Here is a 24,547-nt window from a genome sequence, read left to right on the forward strand (position 1 = left end):
GGCAATCTGGTACTCAAAAAGGGAGGCGGAGTGTATGGGAGCTATACGGGAAGAGGAAGGAAGGCTACCTGAAGTAATTCAACCCCGCAGCCTGCACGAAGCTTGGGAGAGAAAAACGGCGTTTGGAGACAGTGCCCGATATGTTGCAGGGGGAACACTGCTGAGAACAGGGTGGGAAAATGGAACGACTCATATGCCCAAACAGCTGATTGATCTTCGGCAAATTACAAATCTCGGCGACATTACCTTAACGGAATTTCACTTATCTCTGGGCGCTCTTGTTCCACTCTCCCAGTGCCGCAGTAATGAGCATTTGCAGGCCGTAGCTCCTGCGCTGCAAGAGGCTGCACGTTGCATAGCGGCTCCGTCGGTGCGTAATCTTGCCACGCTCGGGGGCAATATCGCTTCTGGCTTCGGAGATATTCTACCTGCGTTACTGGTCTATGACGCGGAGTTAATCTCCTTTGACGGCAAATTTATGACGGCACTACCTTTGATAGAGTGGCTAAACAATCACTGGAGCGGGATAAAACCTGCGGCGGATCTTGTGGCTGAGATTCGCATCTCACCTACTCGCTTAGAGAGTCCGTTAACGGATAGGCTAGAAATTTTTCGTAAGGTTGGCCGCAGGGAAGCGTTCACCCCTTCACTTGTAACGGTAGCAATCTCAGCATCAATCGATGAGGAACACCGTTTCCGTGAGGTGCGTATCGCCGCAGGTGGGGGCTCTGGGCGGCCACAGCGACTAAGTAGGGCTGAAGTTATGCTTGAAGGTGTGAGGTATACAGATGAGCTGTTGGCTTCTTTATATGAAGGGGTTGAGAACAGCTTTGAGACGTATAGTGATTCCTTTGCAACAGAACTTTACAAGAAAAAGACTGCTGGGAATTTGGTTGTATCTGAGCTGTGGAAGGCTATGAATATACGGAGTTTAGAGGTGAATAACCCGACGAAAGGAGAGAGGGAAAATGCTGCTGAATAAGGAATCCAGCGGTAGCCGCTGGCGTACACGACCTGATGGAGAGGGCAAGGTATCCGGTAAGCTGCAGTATTTGACCGACATGAGGGCAGAAGGAATGTTGATCGGCCGCGTGCTCCGCAGTGAGCAGGCACATGCTCGTATTTTGTCCATACGCATTGAGAAGGCCGTTGAAGTCCCTGGTATACACGCTGTAATCACTCATGAGGATGTGCCCGGACTTAACGGCTTTGGCATAGCTTTGCCGCATCAACCGGTATTTTGCAGTGACCGTGTGCGTTACACTGGCGATGCGATTGCGGCAGTTGCGGCTGAGACGGACGAAATTGCGGAATACGCCTTATCTCTTATCGAAGTGGATTATGAGCTTCTACCCTTGCTGGAGAATCCGGAAGAGGCGATGAAAAAGGACGCAATTTTGCTGCATGCCGAGGGAAACGTGCTTCATCATACGGAATATCGGAAAGGGGAGCCGGAAACGGTATTTACGGATTGCTGTCATGTGGTAGAGGAGACTTACTATACACCACGCCAAATGCACACCTATATGGAGACTGAAGGTGGACTGTTTATCCCAGAGGATAACGGACGGCTTACCGTATATTCAGCTACACAACATGGGTTGATGGATCGCCTGCAGCTATCCAGAATTCTGGCTATTCCTCAAGAAGATATTCGCGTCATCTCGAGTCCTATCGGCGGGTCCTTTGGAGGAAAAGACGAGCTGAATGTACAGCCGTATGGAGCGCTGCTCGCCTTGCGGACACTCCGTCCGGTAAGACTGCATAATTCGAGAGCTGAATCGGTACGTGCAGGACTAAAACGCCATCCCATGAAAATCACCATGAAGACTGGCTGCGACCCCGAAGGAATCATCAGGGCACATCAGGTCAGAATTATTTCGGATACGGGAGCTTACGCAACACTGGGGGCGGAGGTGCTCAACTTTGCGACAGAACATGTGATGGGCCCCTATATCATCGATCATGTGGATGTGAAGGGTTTTGCTGTATATACCAATAACGGTGTATCTGGTGAATTTCGCGGGTTTGGCGGCAATCAGGCGATTTTCGCTTTGGAGGGACAAATCGATCGGTTGGCTGAGCGATTGCAGATCGATCCGTGGGAAATACGCCGCCGCAATTTGCGTAAATATGGAGATCTGGGGCCACTGGGTCAGGAAATTGCTCAGACCGATGGTGCCTTTCAGGTGTGGGAAGCGCTGGCGGGTTCGCCTCTTATGACTGAGGCCGCATCTACAGACAGTGATTCAGGTGTTGTGGAACCTTGGATCGTAACTGGAACGGGTGCTGCTATAGCTATGCATGGTGCAGGACTTGGTTATGGTATTCCCGATCCGGCGGGTGGCAGGCTCTCTTTGACGCTAGAGGGCAAGATTGAGGCGGTGTTTGGTTACGAGGAGTTTGGTCAGGGGTTAATCGCAACAATGGAACAAATGCTGATTGAACAGTTTGGCTTGGCGGCAGAGGATCTAAGCATCGTCATTGGCGATACGGATGTTGTGCCTGATAGCGGATCTAGTACGGCTTCCCGATCAACCAGCATGATGTGGATGGCCTTGAAACGGCTGCGTCCAGACTTCACCGCTCGAGTGCTGCAGGCAGCTGCGATGATAAAGCCAGAGCTGGATAACTATGAAATGAAGCTCGGCCCTGGCGGCATTTGGCTAAAAGACGGCGGTCTACTTCTGACTTACAAGGACTTGGCACAGCGTATTTCAGAACCCATTGTCTGTAATACAAAGTTTACTTATCCAACCACACCCTTTAAAAGAGTGGGGGCACATTTCCTATACACCTATTCTGCAATCGCAGTCCGCGTGGAAGTTAATCTGCTTACTGGACGTGTCCGTGTACTGGACCAATATCATGCGGTAGCGGCGGGACCGGTGGCTAATCCGCAAGGTTATCTCGGGCAGATCGAAGGTGGCAGCAGTATGGCGGTAGGCTTCACTTTGTCAGAGGATGCTGTGATGTCAGGCGGCAGCTATGTCACCAAAAATTTAGACACCTATTTGGTGCCGACCATTGCCGACATGAATGGCAGCATTCAGGTGCAGCCGATAGAGGATTTGCCGGATCATGACACGTACGGTCCTCGCGGCATTGGAGAGGTGGGTTCCGTCAATTTAGCTCCGGCAGTCGTGTCAGCCATATTTCAGGCTGTAGGGAAGCGTGTAACCAAGCTGCCCATTGATCCCGAATGGCTGCAGTCTACACCGTTTATTCCACAAAAGGTGGTGAACATCCATGCCGAGTCATAATTCAGATCACAATCTAGATGAAGAGAACCCAATCCCAGCTTCGTCTGAGGAAGCCTTCACAGAAGAGAGGTTCACCTTTAATTGCAATCTTAATGGGAAAGCGATATCCATGGAGATTCCACCCTCCCGTCGGCTTTTAAATGTCATACGTGAAGATTTGGAGCTGACCGGCACAAAACGTTCTTGTGAGATTGGCCGCTGCGGGGCATGTATGGTGCTGGTGGATGGACGTCCAGTGAATTCATGTCTGGTTATGGCCTATCAATGCTCAGGTGCGGAAATTACAACAATTGAGGGTCTTAGTGAAGTAGGCCTGCATCCCGTTCAGCGGGCTTTTTTAGAAGAGGGGGGGTTCCAATGCGGTTATTGTACACCAGGGATGGTTATCTCGGTGGTTGCTCTGCTGGAAGAGAACCCGCATCCTACTCCGGCTGAAGTGGAAGAAGCTTTATCGGGTAACATTTGTCGCTGTACGGGGTACGGTGGCATTTTACGAGCTGTTAACAAAGCTATTGGAGGTTGAGTGGATGGTCGTTTCTGAAGGCAGGTTTACGTTGGAAGAGATAAATGCCATGAGTATAACGGATTTTGTGAAGCATCTAGGCGGCATTTTTGAACATTCACCGTGGGTAGCAGAGGAGGCGTATAAGCAGATTCCGTTCCATTCTTTAGAGCATTTGCATAGCACAATGATGCAGACCGTACTGAGTGCTGACCGGAGCCGAATGGAGGGACTATTAAAAGCTCACCCAGATTTGGCGACTAGGCTTCAAGTTACGGCTTTGTCTGCCTCAGAGCAGCAGGGAGCTGGACTGGATCGGCTAACAACGGAAGAGTTCAATCTATTAAATGATCTGAATCGAAAGTATACGGACAAATTTCATTTCCCTTTTATTCTAGCTGTTCGTGGCAAAAACAAAGATGACATTATCAGCGCCATTGGAGTGCGAGTAGAGCGTTCCCCTCAGGAGGAATGGGTTCAAGCCTTTTCTGAAGTCGGTACAATTACGAGATTTCGCCTAAGTGATTTAATTATTTAATTATTCATTCATTCATCATAAACGGGGAGGGTGTCAGCCATGCTGGAACCAATTAACGGACGTACAATGTTTTATGGAAAAAGTGATGTGCTAACTTATCGTACCTATGCTAAACCGCTGGCCGTTACCCCCGTTCCCGAATCTTCCTTCACGGGCTGCGACAACATTATATTCGCACATAATATTACATTCGCGGTCACGGGCGAAGCGTTTCTTCCTTCTTTTTCAGAGGGGGATAATTCCATGGTTGTTGCTACCGATTCTATGAAAAATTTTATCCTGCGCAATACCGCGGACTACACTGGAAGCACAACGGAGGGGCTACTGCAGCTTTTAAGCAGCCGTTTTCTCGATAAATACGATCATGTCACCGCAGTTTCAGTTTCCGCAGACCGGTTACCTTTTGAACAGGTGATGGTCCCCGGGGGTGAGGGGCTTAAACAGAGTCATTTAGTACTGCGTCACTCCAATAATGAATCTTATTCGGCTTCGTTAACTATAAAACGTGGAGAGAATGGGACTGAGGTTATCGCTCATGAATGCCGATTGAAGGATTTACAGCTGATAAAAGTGAGTGGAAGCTCGTTTTATGGATTTGTCCGTGATGAGTACACAACATTGCCCGAGAGCTTTGACCGTCCGCTTTATATTTTTCTGAATATTAACTGGACCTACAGTGGTGTTGAGCATGCTCTGGATGGAGATCTAGGCCAATATGTGGCTGCGGAGCAGGTTCGCGATATCGCCCATAGCGCTTTTCATGAGCTGAACAGTCCATCAATCCAATCGTTGATTTATCAAATTGGGCTGCGCGTATTGTCCCGTTTTCCACAGCTGGCTACCGTTTCATTTGAGTCCAATAACCGGACTTGGGAAACCATTGTTGAGCCTGAAGAAACTAAAGGTGGAGTCTTCACCGAACCTCGTCCACCCTATGGTTTTCAGGGCTTTTCTGTCAGCCGTGCAGATCTGGCCGGAGAGACAGCGTAATGAGCGGGCGTCTTACCACCCATGTGCTGGATCTGTCGCGGGGGATTCCTGCTACAGGTCTGACGCTTCAGCTCTGGAAGCTTACGGATGGGATGAGCAAGCTACTGTGTGAAGAAGTCACGAACAGTGACGGGAGGCTGGATGCTCCGCTGCTGGAGGGAAACGAATTGGAGGCTGGATGTTACGAGCTGCTGTTTATGGTTGGCGATTACTACCGTAGAGCTGATGCCAAAGCGTCAGCAGCTGGCATAGGAGTAACAGAAAGCTCAGTAGATACTCAACGTGAGATGTCCTTTTTTCTAGAACAGATACCTATTCGCTTTCATATAGAGAGCTCCATGCAACACTACCATGTACCTTTGCTAGTAGCTCCTGGTGGATATAGTACGTACCGGGGAAGTTAGGAGAAAGTTGACGACCGGAGGAGGTGGCAGCTCATGAAGGAATCCTATGAACTTGTGATTAAGAACGGGAATGTAGTGCTGCCCGATCAGGTACTCAAGCTGGATATTGCAGTATCAGAGGGTAAGATTGTCGCACTTGGAGAGGAACTTTCGCTTGCGCCGCTAACCAAAGTCATCGACGCAGATGGGTTCTATGTCCTCCCCGGTATGATTGATATGCATGTCCACTTTAATGAACCAACGTTTGGACATTGGGAAGGCTTTCGCAGCGGCTCTGCGGCGTTGGCAGCTGGCGGCTGCACAACCTATGCAGATATGCCGCTTAACGGCAATCCACCTACTGTGAACGAGGCTGCACTTCGTCAAAAGGTGGATGCTGCGGCTGGAAACTCTGCCGTTGATTATGTGCTGTGGGGTGGGCTCGTTCCCGGCAATCTGGATGATTTAGAAGTTTTGGCAGCCGCTGGCGTCACTGGGTTTAAAGCCTTTCTCTCCAATCCTGGAGGGGAGGGCGAAGGCAGATTCCGTGAAGTGGATGAGGATACACTCTATCAAGGGATGCAGCGAATCGCTTCTCTGGGCGGGATTCTGGCGCTGCATGCAGAAAGTGAGGCTATCACGGCGGTGTTGACCGCAGATGCAGTGCGAAATGGCAGAACCAGCGCAAGTGATTTTGCGGCTTGCCGCCCTGCTGAAGCAGAGCTGGAGGCAGTGTCCAGGGCGCTGCTGTACAGTGAACGTACGGGCTGCCGGTTGCATTTTGTTCATATCAGCACGGCCGCCGCCATTGAGAAAATCTATGAAGCTAAGCTACGAGGTCTGGACGTTTCGGCCGAAACCTGTCCACATTATCTGGTCCTCACTGAAAATGACATGAAGGCTTTAGGCCCTGTGGCGAAGTGTGCGCCTCCGCTGCGAAGTGCGGTGGAGCAGGAGAAGTTATGGGAGATGCTGGCCCAAGGCAAAATCGATTTGATTGCTTCGGATCATTCCCCCTGTCCAACGGAATTGAAGGTGAAGCCGGACTTGTCTTTTTTTGCAGCGTGGGGTGGGATCTCGGGTGCGCAGAGCAGTCTGGAGCTTATGTTCCATGAAGGCGTGAATGTGCGGGGATTGCCTGTGACGTTAATTTCTCGTCTGCTCGCAGGGCAACCCGCAAAACGGTTTGGAATAGAGCATCGCAAAGGCGCTATAGCTCTAGGTCTAGATGCCGATCTAGTTCTGCTTAATCCAAGCACAACCTATACGCTGACTGCGGAGGATTTATTGTATCGCCACAAGCACAGCCCCTACATCGGAAGAACTTTATCCTGCAAGGTAGTTGCTACGATCTGCCGCGGGAATGTGGTCTATACCTCTGAAGAAGGAGTGATCAGTGAGGGAGGTGGACAGTGGCTGCGAATTAGGAAGGAGCAGTACAGCCTATGAATGATTCCACAGTTCAAGCATCGACTCAGAAACTGCTGGACCTGCTGGAGGAGCTGGCGGCATTCAGCACAGCTGGGCCAGGAGTTACTAGACTGCTATATACGGAGGAATGGAGCCGGGCGCAGATTTTTTTGCAGGAAAAAATGGCTGGGCTCGGCTTAGAAGTTTCCGTGGACAAGGTTGGCAATGTATATGGACGATTGAGTGGACGCGATCCGCAGCAAAAGGTTATTTTAACCGGATCGCATATCGATACTGTAGTCAATGGCGGAAAATATGATGGTGCCTATGGGATCGCTGCGGCTATGATTGCGCTTCAAGATTTGCAGAGGAACTTTGGCCAGCCGCAGCGGACGCTTGAGGTCGTATCTTTTTGTGAAGAAGAGGGGAGCCGATTTCCGCTTGCTTATTGGGGTTCGGGCCATGTCACGGAAAGGTATGACGGAAGCGAGGCCGAGACCTGTATGGATGCAGAGGGCGTGACGTTAAAAGCAGCAATGGCACAATCCAGCTTCTTACAGGACATAACGGAGGAGAAAGCTTCTAAGCGGACTGGAGTTAGAAATGATATTGGTGCTTTTGTAGAACTGCACATCGAGCAGGGGATTATTCTGGAGAAGACGGACACTCAGATAGGCGTAGTTCAGGGGATTGTTGGACAGAGACGATATGTGGTCAAGGTTAGTGGTATTGCTAATCATGCGGGCACGACACCGATGTTTATGCGGCAGGATGCACTGGCTAGTGCGGTTGAAATGCTGTACGTGCTTGAAAGTTCTGCTAAAACGGCTGGTGAACCTCTTGTAGCAACCTCGGGTAAGCTTGAGGTGAATCCGAATACGCCAAATGTAATCCCGGGTGAGGTTCTTTTTACATTAGATATCCGCCATAGTGAAGAGGACGAATTGGAACGTTTCTGTGAGAAGCTTCTTGCGGAATGTAATGAAATTGCCGTTAAACGTGGGGTAACTCTGGAGGCTACATCCGTGCTCCACACAGTCCCTGCGCCTATGGATATGAAGCTATCTGCAATGCTGGAAAATATCTGCCGCCTACAGGGGAAGACGTACCGCACGATGGTAAGTGGAGCGGGACATGATGCCCAGCTATTGGCGCCGCGTTGCCCTACTGCGATGATATTTGTGCCAAGCCGAGCTGGCATCAGCCATTCTCCGGAAGAGTATACCTCCCCTGAGCAGCTCGCGGCTGGGCTTGAGGTTCTGACTGCGATGTTATATGAGTTAGCTTATTAAAAAGAGTTCGCCGAACTTTTAAGGGAGGATCATCATGAAGCGTTACGAAGATTTGTCGCCGTCCCAACGCTGTATTATGACTCCGGGTCCGGTCGAGGTAGATCCGCGTGTACTGCGGGCGATGTCTTTTCCGGTGCTGGGTCAGTTTGATCCAGAGTTCACCTCTATTATGAATGAAACGATGGAAATGCTGCGGGAGCTGTTCGCTACTCGTAATTCATGGGCTTACCCTATCGATGGTACCTCCCGTTCTGGAATTGAAGCCGTGATGGTTAGTTTGATCCTGCCGGGTGAGCGTGTGCTGATTCCGATCTTTGGCCGCTTCGGACATCTATTGCATGAGATTGCTGAAAGATGTGGCGCTGAGGTGTTCGTGCTGGAAAAGCCATGGGGGAGTGTGTTTGAGCCGGATGAAGTGATAGCAGCTATGGAGACTTTTAAGCCACATGTGGTGGCAATGGTTCATGGGGAGACCTCTACAGGACGTGTGCAGCCACTCGCGGAAATCGGTAGAGCTTGCCGCGGGATGGATGCTTTATTCATAGTTGATGCAGTTGCAACCATTGGGGGCCTTCCTGTCGAGACAGATGCTTGGATGTTGGATGCCGTCGTTGGAGGGACACAGAAATGCCTGGCCGTCCCTTCCGGAATGGCACCGATAACGTATAATGATCGTGCTGAAGCTAAGCTCATGACCCGAAAACGAGTAGAACGCGGGATTAGAACAAGTGATGTCCAGCCAGGTGACTTATCTTTTGTCCGCAGCAATTATTTCGATCTCGGCATGCTTCAGGATTACTGGAGTCCACAACGTCTCAATCATCATACAGAGATGACCTCAATGCTTTATGCACTGCGGGAGGGCTTGCGGCTTACCCTTGAAGAAGGGCTGGATGCCAGATTCGCCAGACATATCCTCCATGAAAAAGCACTTGTAGCTGGATTAACAGCTATGGGTTTAGAACTATACGGGGATCCTTCCTGCAAGCTTACTGTTGTTACCTGTGTGCTGATCCCTGAGGGGATAGATGGGGAAGCTGTCCGTTCGCTGCTGCTGGGGCGGTTCGGAATTGAAATTGCCAGTTCTTTTGGACCGTTAAAGGGAAGGATCTGGCGCATCGGTACGATGGGTTTTAGCTGTCGTGAGAATAACGTGTTGCGGCTGCTTGGAGCGCTGGAAGCCGCATTACAGCGTCATGGATTTAAGGGGCCTTGCGGGTTTGGGGTTCAGGCAGCACTTGACGTATATGAGGCAAAAGTAAGATAATCGTTGGAATAGAGCGGATGGCGGGAGAGTAAAAACAGGGGCATGTCCGGATGGTTTGGACAATCTTTGGGAATAAGTAAACGGCTATCATCTACAGGGATGATTGAGCCGTTTTTTCTTACAAATACAGACCTGCGCAACTATATTATCCTAGGCTTAATAGTTAGGCAATCCTCTATGATTACGGATCTATTCACTACATCAAGACAACACTTGGATACTAACGGGGGAGAGATGAAGATGACAACTTTTACAAGAAAGCCTTTAGCAGATTGTGTACCTGAGCTTGTGGCTACGGCAAGAGGCGATAAACCGGCAACACTGGTAATTACAGGTGGAAAGCTGGTCAACGTATGCTCTGGTGAAATTCTAGAAGGAATGTCTGTTGGTGTTCAAGGTGGACGAATTGCTTATGTTGGTAAAGATGTGACACATATGATTGGCGAAGGAACGCAAGTTATTGATGCGAACGGCAAGTATATAGCTCCGGGATTGCTCGATGGCCACTGCCATATTGAGAGCACCCAACTAACCGTTACTGAATTTTCCCGCGCTGTTCTGCCGCTTGGCACAACAGGTGGTTTCTTTGATGCGCATGAGATTGCTAATGTATTCGGGCTGAAGGGTATTCAATTGATGCTGGATGAGATGCGGGGTACGCCGTTAGCTGCTTACATGCAGGTGGCTTCTTGTGTGCCTGCGGCAGGTGCGGAATTCGAGACAACGGGTGCCTCAATGGGTCCTGAAGAAGTTGCCGAAGCTTTTACTTGGGGCAAAGATGTGATTGCTCTGGGCGAAGTGATGAATTTCCCTGGCGTTGTTTACGGCGATGAGAAAATGCTTGGAGAGATTCAAGCTACGCTGCGGGCAGGCAGATTTGTTGACGGTCATTTCACATGGCCTTCCAGCGACTGGAGACTGCCAGTGTATGCTGCGGCAGGGGTAACTGGTGATCATGAGTGTGTTACAGCAGACGATGTGATTGAGCGCGTTCGACTGGGGATGTATGCCAAAATGCGCCGGGGCTCGGCTTGGCATGATGTTGCCAAGACCATCACCGCTCATACAGAGCGTGGACTTGATCCGCGCCGCATGATGCTGGTAACTGACGACCGCAGCTCGGAATCGTTACGCGACGAAGGTCATATGGATTTCGTTGTTCGCCATGCGATTGCTCAAGGCGTGAAACCAGTAACAGCCTTCCAAATGGCAACTATTAATACAGCAGAGCGTTTTGGGTTGTCTCAGGATATCGGATCTATTACTCCAGGTTCTTTTGCGGATATTATTCTGCTGGACGGGAATTTGGCCGATGTTCACGTGGTACTTACGATTGCCGCGGGTGTAGTAGTTGCCGAAAATGGTGTGATGACGGCAGAGCTTGCTAAATTCACTTATCCAGAGGAAGTTTTGGCTTCGGTTCATTTGCCACAGCGTCCTACCGCCGAAGATTTCATTATCGCGGCTCCAATTGAAACAGGTGAACTTACTGCAAGAGTTATTAAAGTAAGAGAAAATCATGTAGAGACCATTGAACGTATAGTTTCGGTACCTGTAGTGGCAGGGCAGTTGGATGTAAATGCTGTGGAGGGTCTGTGTAAAATCGCTGTGCTCGAACGGCATAAAGGAACAGGAAATAAATCAGTGGCTGTTGTGGAAGGCATCGGTTTTAAAGAGCCGGCTGCTATCGCAATGACTGTTGCTCATGATAGTCATAATGTACTCGTCATCGGCAATGATAATGAGTTAATGGCCAAAGCTGCGAATGCGGTGGCGGACGCTCAAGGTGGGGTTGCCGTAATTACTTCTAGTGGAGAAACGTTATTCCCGTTGGCCATTGCAGGCCTAATGTCTACAGAGCCATTTGAAATTGCTGCTGAGAAATCAGCTGCGATCAGCAAAGCGTTGTATGATGCCGGCTGTACTTTGAATTACGCGTTTATGACTTTATCGCTGCTTGCTCTGGCGGTTATCCCAACGTTACGTATCACCGATAAAGGACTCGTGCGGATTTCACCTGAGGGAATACAGTTAGTGCCACTGTTTGTTTAAGTAAATTAACTGAAGCATAATCCTAATGCGAAAAACTGTTCTGAGGTCGTAATGACCATTCAGAACAGTTTTTTTTGTTTAAATATAAGAAAGTAAAAGCTTCACATGATGCGTAATCTTTATACATCTTATTGTAATGAACAATAATATTAAACAGATTTTTAGAGAATGAAACATTTTTCTGAGCGAAATCCTAAAAAAATATAAATAAAGCATAGTCAGGTGACGATAATAATGTTAAATTAGATAAAATTAAAGTGAATTAATGGAGTTAATTTTACAATAATGGCATATAAAGAATTATAGATAATGGCAGGTTTCGAATAACCCAACTAAGAGGGACGAGGTGCATGGAGAGATGATCAGACTAGAAACGCAAGATATTTTGAATATTAGCATGAAGCAAATTGCTACTATTTTTAAGATGAAGCCGCTTGAACTGAGATTTGTCACCGATTTTCAGGGTGAGAAATATCTCTTAACTAATGATAAGTTACACCTCAACAACCAGCAATATTGGGCAAAGGTTATGGAATGTGTCTTTGATGATCATGTTAGACCTGTGTTAATGTGTGAGGTATTATATTTCCTTCGTAATGAATTTCTGGAAAGTGACATTAAGTTATGTTTTTCTTATGATTACGCAGAGGATGGGAATGGCGCAGCTACAGCTATGGCTGAAGTATCCTTTAATGACTCAGCAGATTTACAGCCGAGTGAGATTGCCGAGCTGATTGATTTTGCGTTGACCTTACAGGACAAGCAGTGGTTCCATGAACTGACTACGAAATATAAGCAGCTTACAGCATAAGTATCCTTTCGATTCTTCATGCTTAACAATTGATATAGCTAACCGTCTTGTCTGCAACAGAGATGATCTGTGGACAAGACGGTTTTTTGTTTTACCACCCTTGGGCATTTTTTTCTACATGTTCAGCCAAAAAATCAAGCCAATCCTCATGGTTATTCAAACAGGGAATTGCCATAAATTCCTCTGCTTGTCCTCCACCAGCCTCGAATTGTTCTCGTCCTTCTATGACTAGCTCATGCAGCGTTTCCAGACAATCGGTCACAAGACCCGGTGAAAAAATCAGAGGTCTACGTATTCCTCGTCCGGCAAGCTCTCCCAGAACATCCGCTGTAGACGGTCCTACCCATTCTTCTCGCCCGAAACGTGATTGAAAACTAAGCTGCCAGCGTTCGGGCTCCCAATTCATAGCAGAAGCAAGAAGACGCGCGGTTTCCATACATTGCTGCGGATAAGGATCACCGGTATCCGCATACCGTTTGGGAATCCCATGGAAGGTCAGTACAAAATAATCAGGTTCTTTGCTCAGAATCTCCATTTGACGCAGCAGGTGTGACTTCAAGGCTGAAATATAACCGGGCTCATTATAGTAGGCATCAATAAATCTTAGAGCCGGAATCAGACGTTTAGTTACAGGACCAGTGGAGCTTTGGCGACCTAAGGCTGCAAAGCTGGCCTGATCGAATACGGATGCGGTAGTCGTGGACGAATATTGCGGAAACAGCGGCACAATGATAATTCGGGTAACTCCGGCCGTGTCGAATTTCGCCATCGCTTGCTCCATGCTGGGTTCGCTATAAGCCAATCCAAGCTCTACCTGATACCTTGGACCCAGCAGTTCTTGCAATCCAGATTGCTGAGCTGAAGAATGAAGGAGCAGTGGTGATCCTTCGGTTGTCCATATTTGACTGTACAGCTCAGCGGACCGGCGTGGACGTGAACGCAGAATCACGCCTCGCAGCAAAGGCTGCCACAGCAGAGGAGAATAATCTATGATTCGGCGATCTGATAAAAAACGTTTCAGATAAGGCCGTACAGCTTTTGCAGTTGGTGCAGTAGGGGTGCCGATTTGGGCGAGTATAACTCCAATAGGTGGCTGTTTGCTCAAAGCACAGAACTCCTTTCCCATATAAGAGATCGTTCTAAAATAGCATAGCTAACCTTGAATGCACAGTTATTGAGATCACTTTGCGTGTATAAATTAATTTTAATCGCAAATAGTGATGTTTCTTATAGGGTGTGTGATTTTCGATACAGAAGAACCGCAGAAAGGTCTGGTAGTATCAAACCAGAAATTGATGGAAAACGGGTGTAAGTGTTTTTATAATAACTTATGTGAATTATTTCACCTTTTATGCAGCTTTGTGTTAAAAGGAAGAAATGAAATAGATTCAAGATATTTTTTTATTGAAAATCGAGCGTGCAAAAGCATGAGAGGGGGGATGAGTTCTTATGAAGAGAGAAGTTATGCTTCATAAGAAGAGAAGGGGCGCATCGTACGAAAAAGGTTTGGTTAACAAAAAGCTACATATCACTGGGGTTTGGTAAAGGAGAATTTTCATTGAAAAAACTAATTTCTTTAACGGTTAGCGCGGCTATATTGTTAGCGCCGTTTGCTTACACACTTAATGTGCCTGCTGTAAACTTGAAGGTGGATGCAGTATCGGCAGCCTCCGAAGAAGCGGATGCACCGGCAGCAAAACCAACAGCAAAACCAACGGCAACGCCAAAGCCAACGGCAAAACCAACAGCAACGCCAAAGGCAACAGCCAAACCAGCAGCAACCCCAAAAGCTACAGCAGCACCAGTAGCAACCCCAAAAGCAACCGCTGCACCAGCAGCGACAGTAGTACCAGCGGAAACTGTTAAGCCTGTGGCTACAGCAAAGCCTGTTACAGTTAATGAAAACGTATACCAAGATGGAGTTTACGTAGCTTATGGCGATGCATACTCCAAAGGCACGGAAGGTGCCAAGATCGAAATTAAAGATGGCAAAATTACTAGCATTGAGCTTTTGAGAACCAGTCCTAAGCTGATTGATAGAGATGCCCGTAACAATTATAGTGCTTTATGGCAAGCTTATGGATTGATGAAGGATAGATTGCTTGGCAAAACAAGAGATGGAGCAGCGGCAGTTGATGCTGTTTCGGGAGCTACCCGCTCCAGTAATGGCTGGAAATTGTCTGTAGATAGAGCGTTTGAAAGAGCTCTAACAGTGAAAGATACAAATGCCGTTTACTTTGATGGAGTTCATATGGGCGTAGATCCTACAGGTAAATATTCTGTATTTGCGACCTACGAATCCAACAAGCTCACAGATGTTAAAGTGTATCCTATGAACAGCGCTGGTGATTTCATTGAGGAGAAAGCTTACACAGCTGAGCAAGCGGCAGCGGTTGCAGCTATAGCTCCAGCCTTGCTGGCCAAAGGAACAGAGGCACAACCTGTTGCAGGTCTTGAAGCCGACTTTAAAGCAGCGATTAACGCTTTCTGGGATGCTGAGCAGAATGCAATAATCAACAATACATCTGCTTATGTAGACGGATTCTATTCCTCTTATGGTACGGCAAGAAGTGTTGGCGTTGAAAGAGCTGACATCGTGATTCGCAACGGTAAGTTGGTTGATGTGAAGCTGTTTAGACTTGGCAACAACCTGATTGACAGAGGGGCAACAGCTTATGCGGAAGTAGTAAAAGCAAATGCTCCTATGACAGCTAAGCTGCTAGCGAATGGTTTATATATCGCTAACTATGATGAAAAGGTTGACGGAATTTCCGGAGCTACGGAAAGTAGTCACAGCTGGAACCAAGCTGTAGAAAGAGCATTTGAGAAGGCGCTGAAGGTTCCTGCTGAAGGTCAATATTTTGACGGCAAATTTGCCGGAGTAGATAACCAATCTAAAGTGCTGCTGCTAGTTGATGTTGATGCAGATGCGGTAACAGGCATTAAAGTAAGTCTGTTTGGAGCTGACGGCAAGCTGATTGCTGACGATAAACTGAGTGCAGAACAAAAAGGATGGGTAGCTACACTCACATCCGGGCTGTTAGAAAAAGGTGTGCAAATGGCCGATATTACAGGCCAAGAAGCATTGTCGGTAGCAGCTAAAGCAGCACTGACAGATGCTTTGACCAATGCATCCAAAGTCCAAGGAACCTATAAAGACGGAACCTTTACTGCATTTGGTGATGCTTATGATAAAGGAACGAACAGAGCGGACGTTACCCTGCGTAACGGCAAAATCGTAAATGTAGCATTGTATCGTGTAGGAATGAACCTTGTAGATAGAGGGAACGCTGCTTACCCTGAGGTGGTAAAAGCAATTCCTCAGTTGACGGCTAGCTTCCTCGCAGCAGGTACTAGAGAAGGCGTGCAGGAAGTAGATGCTGTGTCCGGTGCAACTAGCAGCAGCGTGGCTTTAAAGACTGCGGTGGATAGAGCATACGGAAAAGCTGAGGTTGTAGAAGCTAATAAAGCGGCTTATTTCGATGGAATCTTCATTGGTGTAAGTGCCGATAAGCTTGTAAATGTTATGGTGAATGTAGAGTATGGTGTTCCTGTCAAAATGCTCGTTTATTATTTGGATAAAAACGGAAGTGTAAGAACAATCAATCAGTTAACGGACGCGGAGCTGGCAGTGAAAGGTGAAATCGAGTCGACATCGACCGGATATAGCCTGCACAAATATGGTTACCGTCCAGCAGTCTTCGGAAAAAATGATGCAGAGAAGGAAATATCCGCTAAAGCGGTAGAAGCTATTAAATCAGCACTTGAATCGGCTGGTAAATAATTATCGTTTTATAATAAAAGGAGGATATTCCAGTGCCAGAATATGGCCGGGGAGTAGCCTCCTTTTTCAAATATTCTTGGCTTGTACATAAATATGAAAATAGATCGTATAGTGATTTAAAGGGATTTTGGAGGTGAGTGTCTAAAGTTTAATATAGAGAGCAGGCCGAAAGCCTGTTATTAATAGGAGGCTCCAACATGACACAAATTAAACAGCTCGCTCCACAAGATGAATTTGTTGGCTTTTATCTTTTAAGAGAGCTGGCAATTAAACAAACGAACGGCACTCCTCCAAAAGATTATTTTGACATCGTCCTGGGGGATTCCACTGGACAATTATCCGCGAAATATTGGGATGCCAGCACAACTGATAAAGAAACTTTTTTTCCTATGGCGCTTGTGAAGGTACGCGGGATTGCTCATACTTATCGTGAGAAATTACAAATAAAAATTACTAAAATCAGGTTGGTTAACGATGAGGATGGCGTTGCACTTACGGATTTCATCCGTTCTGCCCCAATTCGTCCAGTAGACCTTATTCATACGATTAAAGGGGTTATGGCAAGTATTTCGGATCCGGAAATTGCTTCAATTGTCTCTTTTTGTGTGGGTAAAGTGGAAGAGAAATTGATGCATTATCCGGCAGCCAAAACACATCATCATGCTTATTTTGCCGGACTTGCTTATCATATGGTGCGTATGCTGGAAATCGGTGATTTTCTGTGCAAGCAGCGTCCGTTCTTGAATCCAGATCTAATGAAGGCCGGGATCATTCTGCATGATATCGCGAAGCCGGAGGAGATGGTCTCCCAGCTTGGGATTGTCTCGGAATACAGCGTTCAGGGCAAATTAATTGGCCATATCTCGATGGCGTCTAATTGGATCACGGAAGCGGCTATCCGCTTAGATATTGATTTGAATTCGGAAAAGGTTATGGCGTTACAGCATCTCGTATTGTCACATCATAATCTGGGCGAATGGGGTAGTCCTGTTCAGCCACAGACAGCTGAGGCAGTCGCTCTGCATCATATCGATGCGATGGATGCGAAGCTGCAAATGGTGGAGGATGCTTTGGATACCACACCGGAGACCGAGGAATGGACACCGTTCATCAGAGGTCTAGAGAATAAGGCTGTGTATCGTTTGAAGATTTAAGAGATACCCTGTAAAACCAAACCCCCAATCAGCAGAAAGGAGCTGGTTGGGGGTTTTTGATGTTCTTTGGTTATTTGGACAAAGTGGCGCGGCTGCTATAAATGGAGGGTTTATGTTTAGTGCCTTGTTTCTTAGCAGGCTTTTTCGCGCGAGTCGAAAATGGGGTATACCCGCCGGCAAACATCGTTCCGCTAGTATATCCTTGACTGGCAGAGAGCAATAGAGGATCATAGTGCTCCTCCTGCTCCATAAGTTTTACTAGAATTGCAGCGGCTGCGCGTGCGTCATCCAAGGCATCATGGTGCTTTAGCGTAATGCCGAAAAAATCGGAGACTACATTAAGTTTATGGGAGGGCAGGTCGGGCAGCATTTTTTTGCCTAATAAATAGGTACATAAGTATTGAAAGCTTGGGTAGCTCAGGGACATTCCATCGAGACAATAACGCAGGACGCTCATATCAAAAGCAGCATTATGCGCCACGACGATTTGTCCGTGTAGTAAAGGTTCAACGGTGGGCCATAGCTCTTGAAAAGTAGGTTGGCCGATTACCATTGATGGTGTGATGCCGTGTATCGAAATGTTCATGCCATCAAACCGCTGCTGCGGGTCAATTAGCCAAGAATGCTCTGCGGTTATATTTCCAGCTTTAACTTCCACAAGTCCCAAGGCACATGCGCTGGATCGACTGGAGTTCGCGGTCTCAAAGTCAATTGCTATAAAGTCCATTCGTAAAGCTCCTTATCTATCATATATACGTTTCATATTAAAGTAGTAAAATGATAAATACAATCTAGTGAATCACAATGAGCTGTTCAGTAAAAATAAGGAGATGGTAGAGTGCGGCTTATAAAGGGGCAAAAGGTGGATATTACGAAAGGGAGAAACGTGAACAAGCTTTTGCTGAAATTTGGGTGGATGACTGCTGATATTAGAATTGGCATAGACTCTGCTGCTTTTTTACTGTCAGAACAGAACCGTTGCGAACGCGATGAGAACTTTATCTTTTATGGTAATCCGTTGTCTATAGACGAAGCTGTAACTCATTCTGTCTTACAACTAGGGGATAAAGAAGCTATCGCCATTACGCTTTCTCGACTTCCTAAGGATATTACTAGAATAGCTTTAACTTTAACGATCTATGAAGGAGAAAAATTAGGACACTCTATGAAGCAAGTAACCTCTCCTTATCTACGCTTAGTGGATGCTGATAGCGGTGAGGAATTATTCGTTTTCGAGTATGGCTCTGACCTGTCGACGGAGACAGCTATTGTGGTTGGAGAGCTATATCGCTATGGTTCAGAGTGGAAATTCAGTGCAATTGGAAGTGGCCTTGAGGGAGGATTGGCTGCTTTATGTACAAACTATGGGCTCGTTATTGAAGAAGACGAAGGAAACCTTGAGGTAGCGGCCACAGCTGAGTTAACCTTACCTTTAGAGACGATCCGTTATGAAGAGAAGAATGTACTGTCCTCTATTGATTTACGTAAAAAAATTGTTCAGATCACCTTAGAAAAAAAGAATCTGACAGGAGTCATTGCAAGGGTAGGCGTTGTCCTGGATATTACAGGATCTATGAGAAATCTCTATAATAATGGAACCGTTCAAGAAGTAGTTGAGCGTATATTAGCCGTTGCCTGTAAATTTGATGATAACCAATCGTTAGATGTGTGGGTGTACGATACGGAGTTTAGCCGGCTGCCACCTGTGACAGAGCAGGATTTAGGAAGATATGTGTTTACACATATTTTAAATAATCGTACCATTCATAAGTTTGGCCGCAATAATGAACCGCCAGTAATGGAGGATATCATTAAAAAATATACGGAGGAAGAACCCGATTCTACACCGGTATTTATCATATTTATTAACGATGGTGGTGTAGTGAAATCCACTAAAAATGTGATTATGGCTGCTTCGGTCCAACCAATTTTTTGGCAGTTTGTCGGAATCGGTAACTCGGATTTTGAAGTATTGAAGCAACTTGATACGATGAAGGGACGTTTGGTGGATAACGCCAATTTTATTCATCTGGACCAAATTGAAAAGGTGACTGATGAAGATCTGTATGATCAGCTACTGAATGAATTCCCCATGTGGCTAAGGGCAGCGAAAGAAAAAAGAATCCTGCGAGCATAAAAATACATTATTCAGAATGAATAAGCCTATGCGCTACAATAAGCCATAACCACCTATCTTAGGGATGTTATGGCTTTTTCCAGTTTCGCTATCTTGCTATTCTATTCAACAATCCGTACACTGCCAAATAGGTATTGTATATTAGGATTAGGGTTATCACTATCAGATACGGGAGGAAACACTTTGAGCAGCGTAATTACTAAGTTTTTTGATTATGGGCAAGAAGACATAGATTATCTCCGAAGTGTGGATCCAGTACTTGGCGCAGCTATGGCACGGATGGGCAGAGTGGAACGTGTAATTATACCGGATCTTTTTACTGCGCTTATCTATGCTATAGTAGGACAGCTTATTTCAGTAAAAGCGGTTCGGACCATTTGGAACAGAATGTTGGCTCAGTTCAGAGACATCACTCCGCAGCAGTTAGCGTTACATACGGCGGATGAGATTCAAAGCTGTGGGATGACGATGAAAAAGGCACTATGTATCCATGAGATTTCCAATTTGGTCGCTCAGGGTGATTTTAAGCTGGAGGAATTGCCTGGGTTATCAGATCAAGAGGTTATACAAAAACTTATGACGTTAAAGGGCATTGGCAAGTGGACGGCAGAAATGATGTTAATCCATTCTATGGAACGACGGGATGTGGTCAGTTGGGGAGATATTGCGATTCGTCGGGGGATGATGAAGCTGTATGGACTTGATAAGCTTACCAAAGATCAATTTGAACAATACCGGCTAAACTATTCTCCTTTGGGTTCTGTGGCTTCTATATATTTATGGGAAATTTCATTTGAATAATGGACGGGTAAGGAGTACTACTATGGAAAAAACAATAAGAGAACAGCTATTGAATTTGGCAGAGGTGGACTACCAAAAGTTTTCTGCGGCCTTAATTCCGACGATAGATAATGTTATAGGCGTTAGGCTACCAGAACTGCGCAAGCTTGCCAAAATCATTGCAAAGGGTGATTGGAGAGCCTATTTGGAGCATGCCGAGACAGATTATTTTGAAGAAGTGATGCTGCAAGGTATGGTGCTTGGCTACGTGAAGACAGATCTTGAAGAAATCCTACGTTATATCGCAGACTTTATTCCCAGAATTGATAACTGGTCCGTATGCGATAGCTTTTGCACAGGCCTGAAGTTTACCGTAAAGAATAAAGAACGGGTGTGGGAGTTTATAATGCCTTACCTATTGTCAGATCAAGAATATGAAATCCGTTTTGCTGTGGTAATGATGCTTAATTTCTTTATTGAAGAGGCGTATATCAGCCGGATTTTACAATTGCTCGATAAGGTCAGTCATGAAGGCTATTATGTAAAAATGGCGGTTTCTTGGGCGCTTTCGATTTGTTATGTGAAATTGCCAGAGCCTACGATGAGTTATTTGAGAAACAACAGCTTAGATGATTTCACTTACAACAAAGCTTTGCAGAAAATCACTGAGTCTTATCGTGTGGATCCAGAAACGAAAAAATGGATTCGCGGGATGAAAAGAAGTAAAAAACAAGCCCCTTATTCAGCACAATAGCTGAGTAGTAAGAGGCTTGTTGTCCTATTTATTTTTTCTCAGTGTTTACTTCAGTGTTGGTTTTACGGTTGCGGATTCGCTCGATTTCGATGTCAACGGCGCTACGCAGGTTAGGATCGATGGAAGGACTTATTCCTGTGCCTGTATTGAATTTATTTTTGGAGTTTTCCGCCAATGCTTCCCACTCGAAAATCTTTTCTTCCATTCGTTCGAAACCTTGTGAAGCTGATCCTACATTTAGACCTTTCGTAGAAGAACGTGGAGCAGAGTTGAGTGTTTCTGTCGCTTGTTGAGCGCGAGCGATAAGTTCAGTTCTTTTCGCTTTGAGATGTTCACGCTCTTCTTTTGCTCTAGCGATATTGATCTCAAGCTCTGCAAGGGATTGCTTAGTTTGTACTTGGCTATTTATGGACTCTTCCAACTGTTCTACGTACCGTAACTTGGCTATGAGTGCCAGACGAGCTCTTTCTTCATTTCCTTGTTCAACTGCTTGAACGGCTTCGGCTTCACTTTGCTCTACTAACTGAGTATATTCTTGCTTACGGCGTTCCAACACACTTGCTGTAACTTGCAGATCACGCTCATTGCGTTCCGCCTTAGCGATATCATTTTCAAGATCACGTAAATACTGACCTGTCAGCAACACCGGGTTTTCTAATTTGTTTAAACCTTCGTGTAGGGCTGCTTTAGTAATTGTGGAAATTCTTTTTAATAGACTCATGTTCTATCTCTCCTTTTTTATGGTTGGATTAGGGTTAGTTTGTATTAAACGACGATTTATTAATAGAAATCATGTCCATCTGAAAAGCTGTTAAAAGGTTCTTTAGGAACGATGATACTAGCGATGACGTAGAAGATAAGTACTGTTCCGAAGCTGAACAATGCTGCGGCAACAGCAACGAGACGGATTACTGTAGCATCAATACCAGACCAACGAGCAAGACCTCCGCACAAACCACTTATCTTCTGATCACTTTGGGAACGATATAATTTTTTCATTTATTGTTTTCTTCCTCTCGTATGGGTGTGATTGTTATTGAATCCTGCAACCCGTTTGCTTATGTACTCATTCTAATGTCTTTTTGCATGCGAAAAAACGGCCTGGAGGCGGTTTTGTATACCAGACCTGAGTCGAGGTTCGTTCCCGCAGGAAGGCGGGGAAAGGGGTAGTAAATCGGTTATAGGCTACAAACCATGGACGAAGTTAGGTACAATAAAGAAAGGAATACTTCTGGCGGTGTCGAAATATGCTTATATATGACTACTACGGAATTGGGGGCTGAATATGAGTTTTTTTAACAAAGTAAAAGCAGGGGTAAGCGAGGCTGGGAATAAAGCAAAAACAGTGGTGGAGATTAACCGGTTGAAGCTGCAAAATAACGGTAAGCAAAATGATATTGACCAGCAGTATCAGGTCATGGGCAAACTGTTATTTGAAGCCGTAACTCAAGGTGCAGGACCACTGCCAAGTGAGCAAATCGAGACTAATATCAATCGTATTCTCGAATTGAAGGCTGAGATTGAGACGAACCTTCAGCAAATTGCTGAGTTGTCCGATGTAAAGCATTGCAAAGCATGCGGTGGGAATGTGGCGATCGAGGCACGCTTTTGTCCGGCCTGCGGATCCACTTTTGAAGTGGCAAAAGAACCTGTCAGTGATGTAACTCCGTCCTCGATTTCTTTGGATAAGAAGGAATAGATTTACTTCATACAAGAAACTTATGAATAAAGAGGCTGTCTCAAAAGTAGTGAATACTACTTATGAGGCAGCTTCTTTTTAGTAAAAAGGCTATAAGCGGATTCTTGCTGTAGCCAATAGACTATGGGCTACGCACACAAAGTATTCTATGCCATTAGGTTGGGCGGCGGAATATTCATTTTGTGTGATACCTGTTGGGGACGATATCTATTGGACGGTGCGATAAGCAGTATGCGGGGGCCGTTTGTGTTGTCTGCGTTTATGAGTGTGCGAAGCCGGCCTAAAACTAATTAGGGAAAAACTCCCTGAAAACAACCAATATTCGCTCTAAATGAACGAATTTAGGGAATTCCTCCCTAATAATAAGGGGAATTTCTTTAATTGCTAACGAATCAGCTGAAATTTAGGGAGGTTTTCCCTGATCATTAGTCTAATGAACGAAAATCCCAGAAATTTCAGGGAGAAATTCCCCAATTATTTTAGCGGAGCGTAATTAGATCATTAAGCGGGATTCGTATCTACAATCTTAATTTCACTTGTCCATAATCTAATGTCGTTTAAACCTTAGAAGCACGGCGTTTCTTAAATTGATACACAATTAGCAACATAAGCGGCAGAACAAATGCACAGGTGAAATCCCAATCTACCCAGTAGGCGGGGATCTCCTTTACATAGAAAATGATGTCTTTGGCAATCAGTTGTGACATACCGAATAACAAAAATCCAGTAGGTATGATCAGAGGACGGTGGCTTTTGAGTTTAAATAATTGGGCTGTACCTAAGGTTAAAGCATAGTAATAAACTGCTGTTTTGAAGTACGTGCTGATAATCCATGCTGTAGCCATAAGCGCTTCAATACGTTGCAGAGAATTAGCAATATTAATTTTTTGAGCAAGAATATAAGCGGCATAAAATTGATGTTCAGAAGCGTAAACACCTAGAACGGTAAGGGAAAACAATAAGATGAGGTTAAGGCCCAGAGCTCCGATGATCAAGGCTATGAAAATATCCCGGCTTGTTTTGCTATTTTTCTGAGCATAAGGATATATCATTAGAAACACGCACAATTCGCCAAAAGGATAAAAAACACCATACATCAAAGTATGAAGCATGTCCGGTACTGGTGTGTTCAAGATGGGGTATAAACGTTCCATTTTGACATCGGGGGTCAGCAGGAGCAGCAGACCGATCAAAAAAACTGCAAATAAAGGGAAAAAAAGCTGAGCTGCCCGGCCCAATGTTTCTAGGCCAAGTCGTACCCCATATACCAGCAGGAAAATGGCCATGAAACGAATAACCCCACCGGGTGTTTTCTCGTAAATCTGTGTACACATGAAATCTTCAATTTCTCTTATGTAGGTGGAGGCAGCAATCAGGAAGAACCCTAAATAGAATAAGGCCACAGCAGTTCCGACCCATTTCCCTAAAATTTGTAGGCTAAGCTCGATAATATTCTTGTTGGGTTCAAGGTCTGCTAAGCAGAGTAACAGTTTTATGGTCACTAGACCCAAGGGAATACTAATCAAAGCAGCAATCCATGCATCTTGTTTCGCTCCTGATATCATTAACGCCGGATACACAAGCGCCATATCCCCAATAAATGTGAATAGCCCGAGTATAATCATTTGATTGGTACTAATTCGATCTTTCTCCAAACTCATATACCCCCTCAAATTTATTGGACTAGTTTTAGTATGGTTGTAGTTACCAGAATTATGCCATCCCGATTTT

General features: G+C 45.9%; 22 protein-coding genes and 1 pseudogene. 18 read left to right on the forward strand and 5 right to left on the reverse strand.

The window, feature by feature from the left end; translation table 11 throughout:
• Positions 1 to 34: 34 nt before the first annotated feature.
• The 11 genes from NSQ66_RS06600 (at position 35) to NSQ66_RS06650 (ending at position 12,508) form a co-directional block, all read left to right on the forward strand.
• Positions 35 to 982 (forward strand): FAD binding domain-containing protein, encoded by a 948-nt coding sequence (locus tag NSQ66_RS06600; protein WP_076144444.1) that lies wholly within the window; start codon positions 35 to 37, stop codon positions 980 to 982.
• Entirely contained in the window at positions 969 to 3,263 is a 2,295-nt protein-coding gene (gene pucD / locus NSQ66_RS06605; RefSeq protein ID WP_036680028.1) for a xanthine dehydrogenase subunit D, read from the forward strand. The genes NSQ66_RS06600 and pucD overlap by 14 nt, the downstream gene beginning before the upstream one ends.
• The gene (locus NSQ66_RS06610) at positions 3,250 to 3,786 is read left to right on the forward strand and encodes a (2Fe-2S)-binding protein (RefSeq protein WP_081382493.1); all 537 of its coding nucleotides are present in this window, start codon (positions 3,250 to 3,252) and stop codon (positions 3,784 to 3,786) included. Before pucD ends, NSQ66_RS06610 begins: the two co-directional genes overlap by 14 nt.
• Positions 3,787 to 3,790: 4 nt before the next feature.
• Positions 3,791 to 4,303 (forward strand): 2-oxo-4-hydroxy-4-carboxy-5-ureidoimidazoline decarboxylase, encoded by a 513-nt coding sequence (gene uraD / locus NSQ66_RS06615; RefSeq protein WP_036680026.1) that lies wholly within the window; start codon positions 3,791 to 3,793, stop codon positions 4,301 to 4,303.
• A gap of 39 nt (positions 4,304 to 4,342) precedes the next feature.
• Complete coding sequence (pucL, locus tag NSQ66_RS06620; protein WP_036680024.1) at positions 4,343 to 5,293, forward strand: factor-independent urate hydroxylase; 951 nt, start codon at positions 4,343 to 4,345, stop codon at positions 5,291 to 5,293.
• Positions 5,293 to 5,697, forward strand: a complete 405-nt coding sequence (uraH, locus tag NSQ66_RS06625) for a hydroxyisourate hydrolase (RefSeq protein ID WP_036680022.1) — start codon at positions 5,293 to 5,295, stop codon at positions 5,695 to 5,697. The genes pucL and uraH overlap by 1 nt, the downstream gene beginning before the upstream one ends.
• A 33-nt stretch (positions 5,698 to 5,730) precedes the next feature.
• Positions 5,731 to 7,125 carry an allantoinase gene (locus NSQ66_RS06630; protein ID WP_036680019.1) on the forward strand — a complete coding sequence of 465 codons (1,395 nt, stop codon included), beginning with the start codon at positions 5,731 to 5,733 and terminating at the stop codon, positions 7,123 to 7,125.
• Complete coding sequence (locus NSQ66_RS06635; protein WP_036680016.1) at positions 7,122 to 8,378, forward strand: Zn-dependent hydrolase; 1,257 nt, start codon at positions 7,122 to 7,124, stop codon at positions 8,376 to 8,378. The genes NSQ66_RS06630 and NSQ66_RS06635 overlap by 4 nt, the downstream gene beginning before the upstream one ends.
• A gap of 34 nt (positions 8,379 to 8,412) precedes the next feature.
• Positions 8,413 to 9,645, forward strand: coding sequence for an alanine--glyoxylate aminotransferase family protein (locus tag NSQ66_RS06640; RefSeq protein WP_036680013.1), 1,233 nt, complete (start codon positions 8,413 to 8,415; stop codon positions 9,643 to 9,645).
• 234 nt (positions 9,646 to 9,879) lie between these two features.
• A complete protein-coding gene (locus tag NSQ66_RS06645; protein ID WP_038574201.1) occupies positions 9,880 to 11,697 on the forward strand; it encodes an adenine deaminase C-terminal domain-containing protein in 1,818 nt (605 codons plus the stop codon).
• Between the two features lie 358 nt (positions 11,698 to 12,055).
• Positions 12,056 to 12,508: an IDEAL domain-containing protein gene (locus NSQ66_RS06650; protein ID WP_036680123.1), complete on the forward strand. Its 453-nt coding sequence runs from the start codon at positions 12,056 to 12,058 to the stop codon at positions 12,506 to 12,508.
• A 91-nt stretch (positions 12,509 to 12,599) separates the two neighbouring features.
• Here NSQ66_RS06650 and hemH read toward each other — a convergent pair whose 3' ends face one another.
• Positions 12,600 to 13,613, reverse strand: coding sequence for a ferrochelatase (hemH, locus tag NSQ66_RS06655; RefSeq protein ID WP_170914182.1), 1,014 nt, complete (start codon positions 13,611 to 13,613; stop codon positions 12,600 to 12,602).
• 453 nt (positions 13,614 to 14,066) lie between these two features.
• Between hemH and NSQ66_RS06660 the strand changes: the two genes are divergently transcribed.
• Positions 14,067 to 16,292 carry an FMN-binding protein gene (locus tag NSQ66_RS06660; RefSeq protein WP_339279631.1) on the forward strand — a complete coding sequence of 742 codons (2,226 nt, stop codon included), beginning with the start codon at positions 14,067 to 14,069 and terminating at the stop codon, positions 16,290 to 16,292.
• Positions 16,293 to 16,489: 197 nt separating this feature from the next.
• The gene (locus NSQ66_RS06665) at positions 16,490 to 17,446 is read left to right on the forward strand and encodes an HD domain-containing protein (protein ID WP_036680004.1); all 957 of its coding nucleotides are present in this window, start codon (positions 16,490 to 16,492) and stop codon (positions 17,444 to 17,446) included.
• A gap of 70 nt (positions 17,447 to 17,516) precedes the next feature.
• On the opposite strand, the gene NSQ66_RS06670 is transcribed toward NSQ66_RS06665, so the two are convergent.
• On the reverse strand, positions 17,517 to 18,173 hold the full coding sequence (locus tag NSQ66_RS06670; protein ID WP_036680002.1) for a 3'-5' exonuclease: 657 nt from the start codon (positions 18,171 to 18,173) through the stop codon (positions 17,517 to 17,519).
• 111 nt (positions 18,174 to 18,284) lie between these two features.
• On the opposite strand from NSQ66_RS06670, the pseudogene NSQ66_RS06675 reads away from it, so the two are divergent.
• The 4 genes and pseudogenes from NSQ66_RS06675 to NSQ66_RS06690 form a co-directional block, all read left to right on the forward strand.
• Positions 18,285 to 18,800 (forward strand): annotated as a pseudogene (locus NSQ66_RS06675) (TerD family protein); the annotation flags it as partial.
• 111 nt (positions 18,801 to 18,911) lie between these two features.
• The gene (locus NSQ66_RS06680) at positions 18,912 to 19,583 is read left to right on the forward strand and encodes a VWA domain-containing protein (RefSeq protein WP_036680121.1); all 672 of its coding nucleotides are present in this window, start codon (positions 18,912 to 18,914) and stop codon (positions 19,581 to 19,583) included.
• 183 nt (positions 19,584 to 19,766) lie between these two features.
• The gene (locus tag NSQ66_RS06685) at positions 19,767 to 20,384 is read left to right on the forward strand and encodes a DNA-3-methyladenine glycosylase (RefSeq protein WP_038569263.1); all 618 of its coding nucleotides are present in this window, start codon (positions 19,767 to 19,769) and stop codon (positions 20,382 to 20,384) included.
• A gap of 22 nt (positions 20,385 to 20,406) precedes the next feature.
• Positions 20,407 to 21,117 (forward strand): DNA alkylation repair protein, encoded by a 711-nt coding sequence (locus tag NSQ66_RS06690; RefSeq protein WP_036679998.1) that lies wholly within the window; start codon positions 20,407 to 20,409, stop codon positions 21,115 to 21,117.
• Between the two features lie 28 nt (positions 21,118 to 21,145).
• Here the strand turns inward: NSQ66_RS06690 and NSQ66_RS06695 are convergent, their stop codons facing one another.
• The gene (locus NSQ66_RS06695) at positions 21,146 to 21,838 is read right to left on the reverse strand and encodes a PspA/IM30 family protein (RefSeq protein WP_076099515.1); all 693 of its coding nucleotides are present in this window, start codon (positions 21,836 to 21,838) and stop codon (positions 21,146 to 21,148) included.
• A gap of 59 nt (positions 21,839 to 21,897) precedes the next feature.
• The gene (locus NSQ66_RS06700) at positions 21,898 to 22,116 is read right to left on the reverse strand and encodes a PspC domain-containing protein (RefSeq protein WP_038569266.1); all 219 of its coding nucleotides are present in this window, start codon (positions 22,114 to 22,116) and stop codon (positions 21,898 to 21,900) included.
• Positions 22,117 to 22,402: 286 nt separating this feature from the next.
• Between NSQ66_RS06700 and NSQ66_RS06705 the strand changes: the two genes are divergently transcribed.
• Positions 22,403 to 22,816 (forward strand): zinc ribbon domain-containing protein, encoded by a 414-nt coding sequence (locus tag NSQ66_RS06705; RefSeq protein WP_036679993.1) that lies wholly within the window; start codon positions 22,403 to 22,405, stop codon positions 22,814 to 22,816.
• Positions 22,817 to 23,373: 557 nt separating this feature from the next.
• Here the strand turns inward: NSQ66_RS06705 and NSQ66_RS06710 are convergent.
• Positions 23,374 to 24,477, reverse strand: a complete 1,104-nt coding sequence (locus NSQ66_RS06710; protein WP_038569268.1) for an endospore germination permease — start codon at positions 24,475 to 24,477, stop codon at positions 23,374 to 23,376.
• Positions 24,478 to 24,547: the final 70 nt, after the last annotated feature.

Source organism: Paenibacillus sp. FSL H3-0329 (assembly GCF_037963285.1).
Lineage (GTDB): Bacteria > Bacillota > Bacilli > Paenibacillales > Paenibacillaceae > Paenibacillus_AQ > Paenibacillus_AQ odorifer.

Coding starts and splice junctions, on each gene's coding strand:
- NSQ66_RS06600 (WP_076144444.1), top strand. CDS start 35: ATGGGAGCTATACGGGAAGAGGAAGGAAGGCTACCTGAAGTAATTCAA.
- pucD (WP_036680028.1), top strand. CDS start 969: ATGCTGCTGAATAAGGAATCCAGCGGTAGCCGCTGGCGTACACGACCT.
- NSQ66_RS06610 (WP_081382493.1), top strand. CDS start 3,250: ATGCCGAGTCATAATTCAGATCACAATCTAGATGAAGAGAACCCAATC.
- uraD (WP_036680026.1), top strand. CDS start 3,791: ATGGTCGTTTCTGAAGGCAGGTTTACGTTGGAAGAGATAAATGCCATG.
- pucL (WP_036680024.1), top strand. CDS start 4,343: ATGCTGGAACCAATTAACGGACGTACAATGTTTTATGGAAAAAGTGAT.
- uraH (WP_036680022.1), top strand. CDS start 5,293: ATGAGCGGGCGTCTTACCACCCATGTGCTGGATCTGTCGCGGGGGATT.
- NSQ66_RS06630 (WP_036680019.1), top strand. CDS start 5,731: ATGAAGGAATCCTATGAACTTGTGATTAAGAACGGGAATGTAGTGCTG.
- NSQ66_RS06635 (WP_036680016.1), top strand. CDS start 7,122: ATGAATGATTCCACAGTTCAAGCATCGACTCAGAAACTGCTGGACCTG.
- NSQ66_RS06640 (WP_036680013.1), top strand. CDS start 8,413: ATGAAGCGTTACGAAGATTTGTCGCCGTCCCAACGCTGTATTATGACT.
- NSQ66_RS06645 (WP_038574201.1), top strand. CDS start 9,880: ATGAAGATGACAACTTTTACAAGAAAGCCTTTAGCAGATTGTGTACCT.
- NSQ66_RS06650 (WP_036680123.1), top strand. CDS start 12,056: ATGATCAGACTAGAAACGCAAGATATTTTGAATATTAGCATGAAGCAA.
- NSQ66_RS06665 (WP_036680004.1), top strand. CDS start 16,490: ATGACACAAATTAAACAGCTCGCTCCACAAGATGAATTTGTTGGCTTT.
- NSQ66_RS06670 (WP_036680002.1), bottom strand. CDS start 18,173: ATGGACTTTATAGCAATTGACTTTGAGACCGCGAACTCCAGTCGATCC.
- NSQ66_RS06690 (WP_036679998.1), top strand. CDS start 20,407: ATGGAAAAAACAATAAGAGAACAGCTATTGAATTTGGCAGAGGTGGAC.
- NSQ66_RS06695 (WP_076099515.1), bottom strand. CDS start 21,838: ATGAGTCTATTAAAAAGAATTTCCACAATTACTAAAGCAGCCCTACAC.
- NSQ66_RS06700 (WP_038569266.1), bottom strand. CDS start 22,116: ATGAAAAAATTATATCGTTCCCAAAGTGATCAGAAGATAAGTGGTTTG.
- NSQ66_RS06705 (WP_036679993.1), top strand. CDS start 22,403: ATGAGTTTTTTTAACAAAGTAAAAGCAGGGGTAAGCGAGGCTGGGAAT.
- NSQ66_RS06710 (WP_038569268.1), bottom strand. CDS start 24,477: ATGAGTTTGGAGAAAGATCGAATTAGTACCAATCAAATGATTATACTC.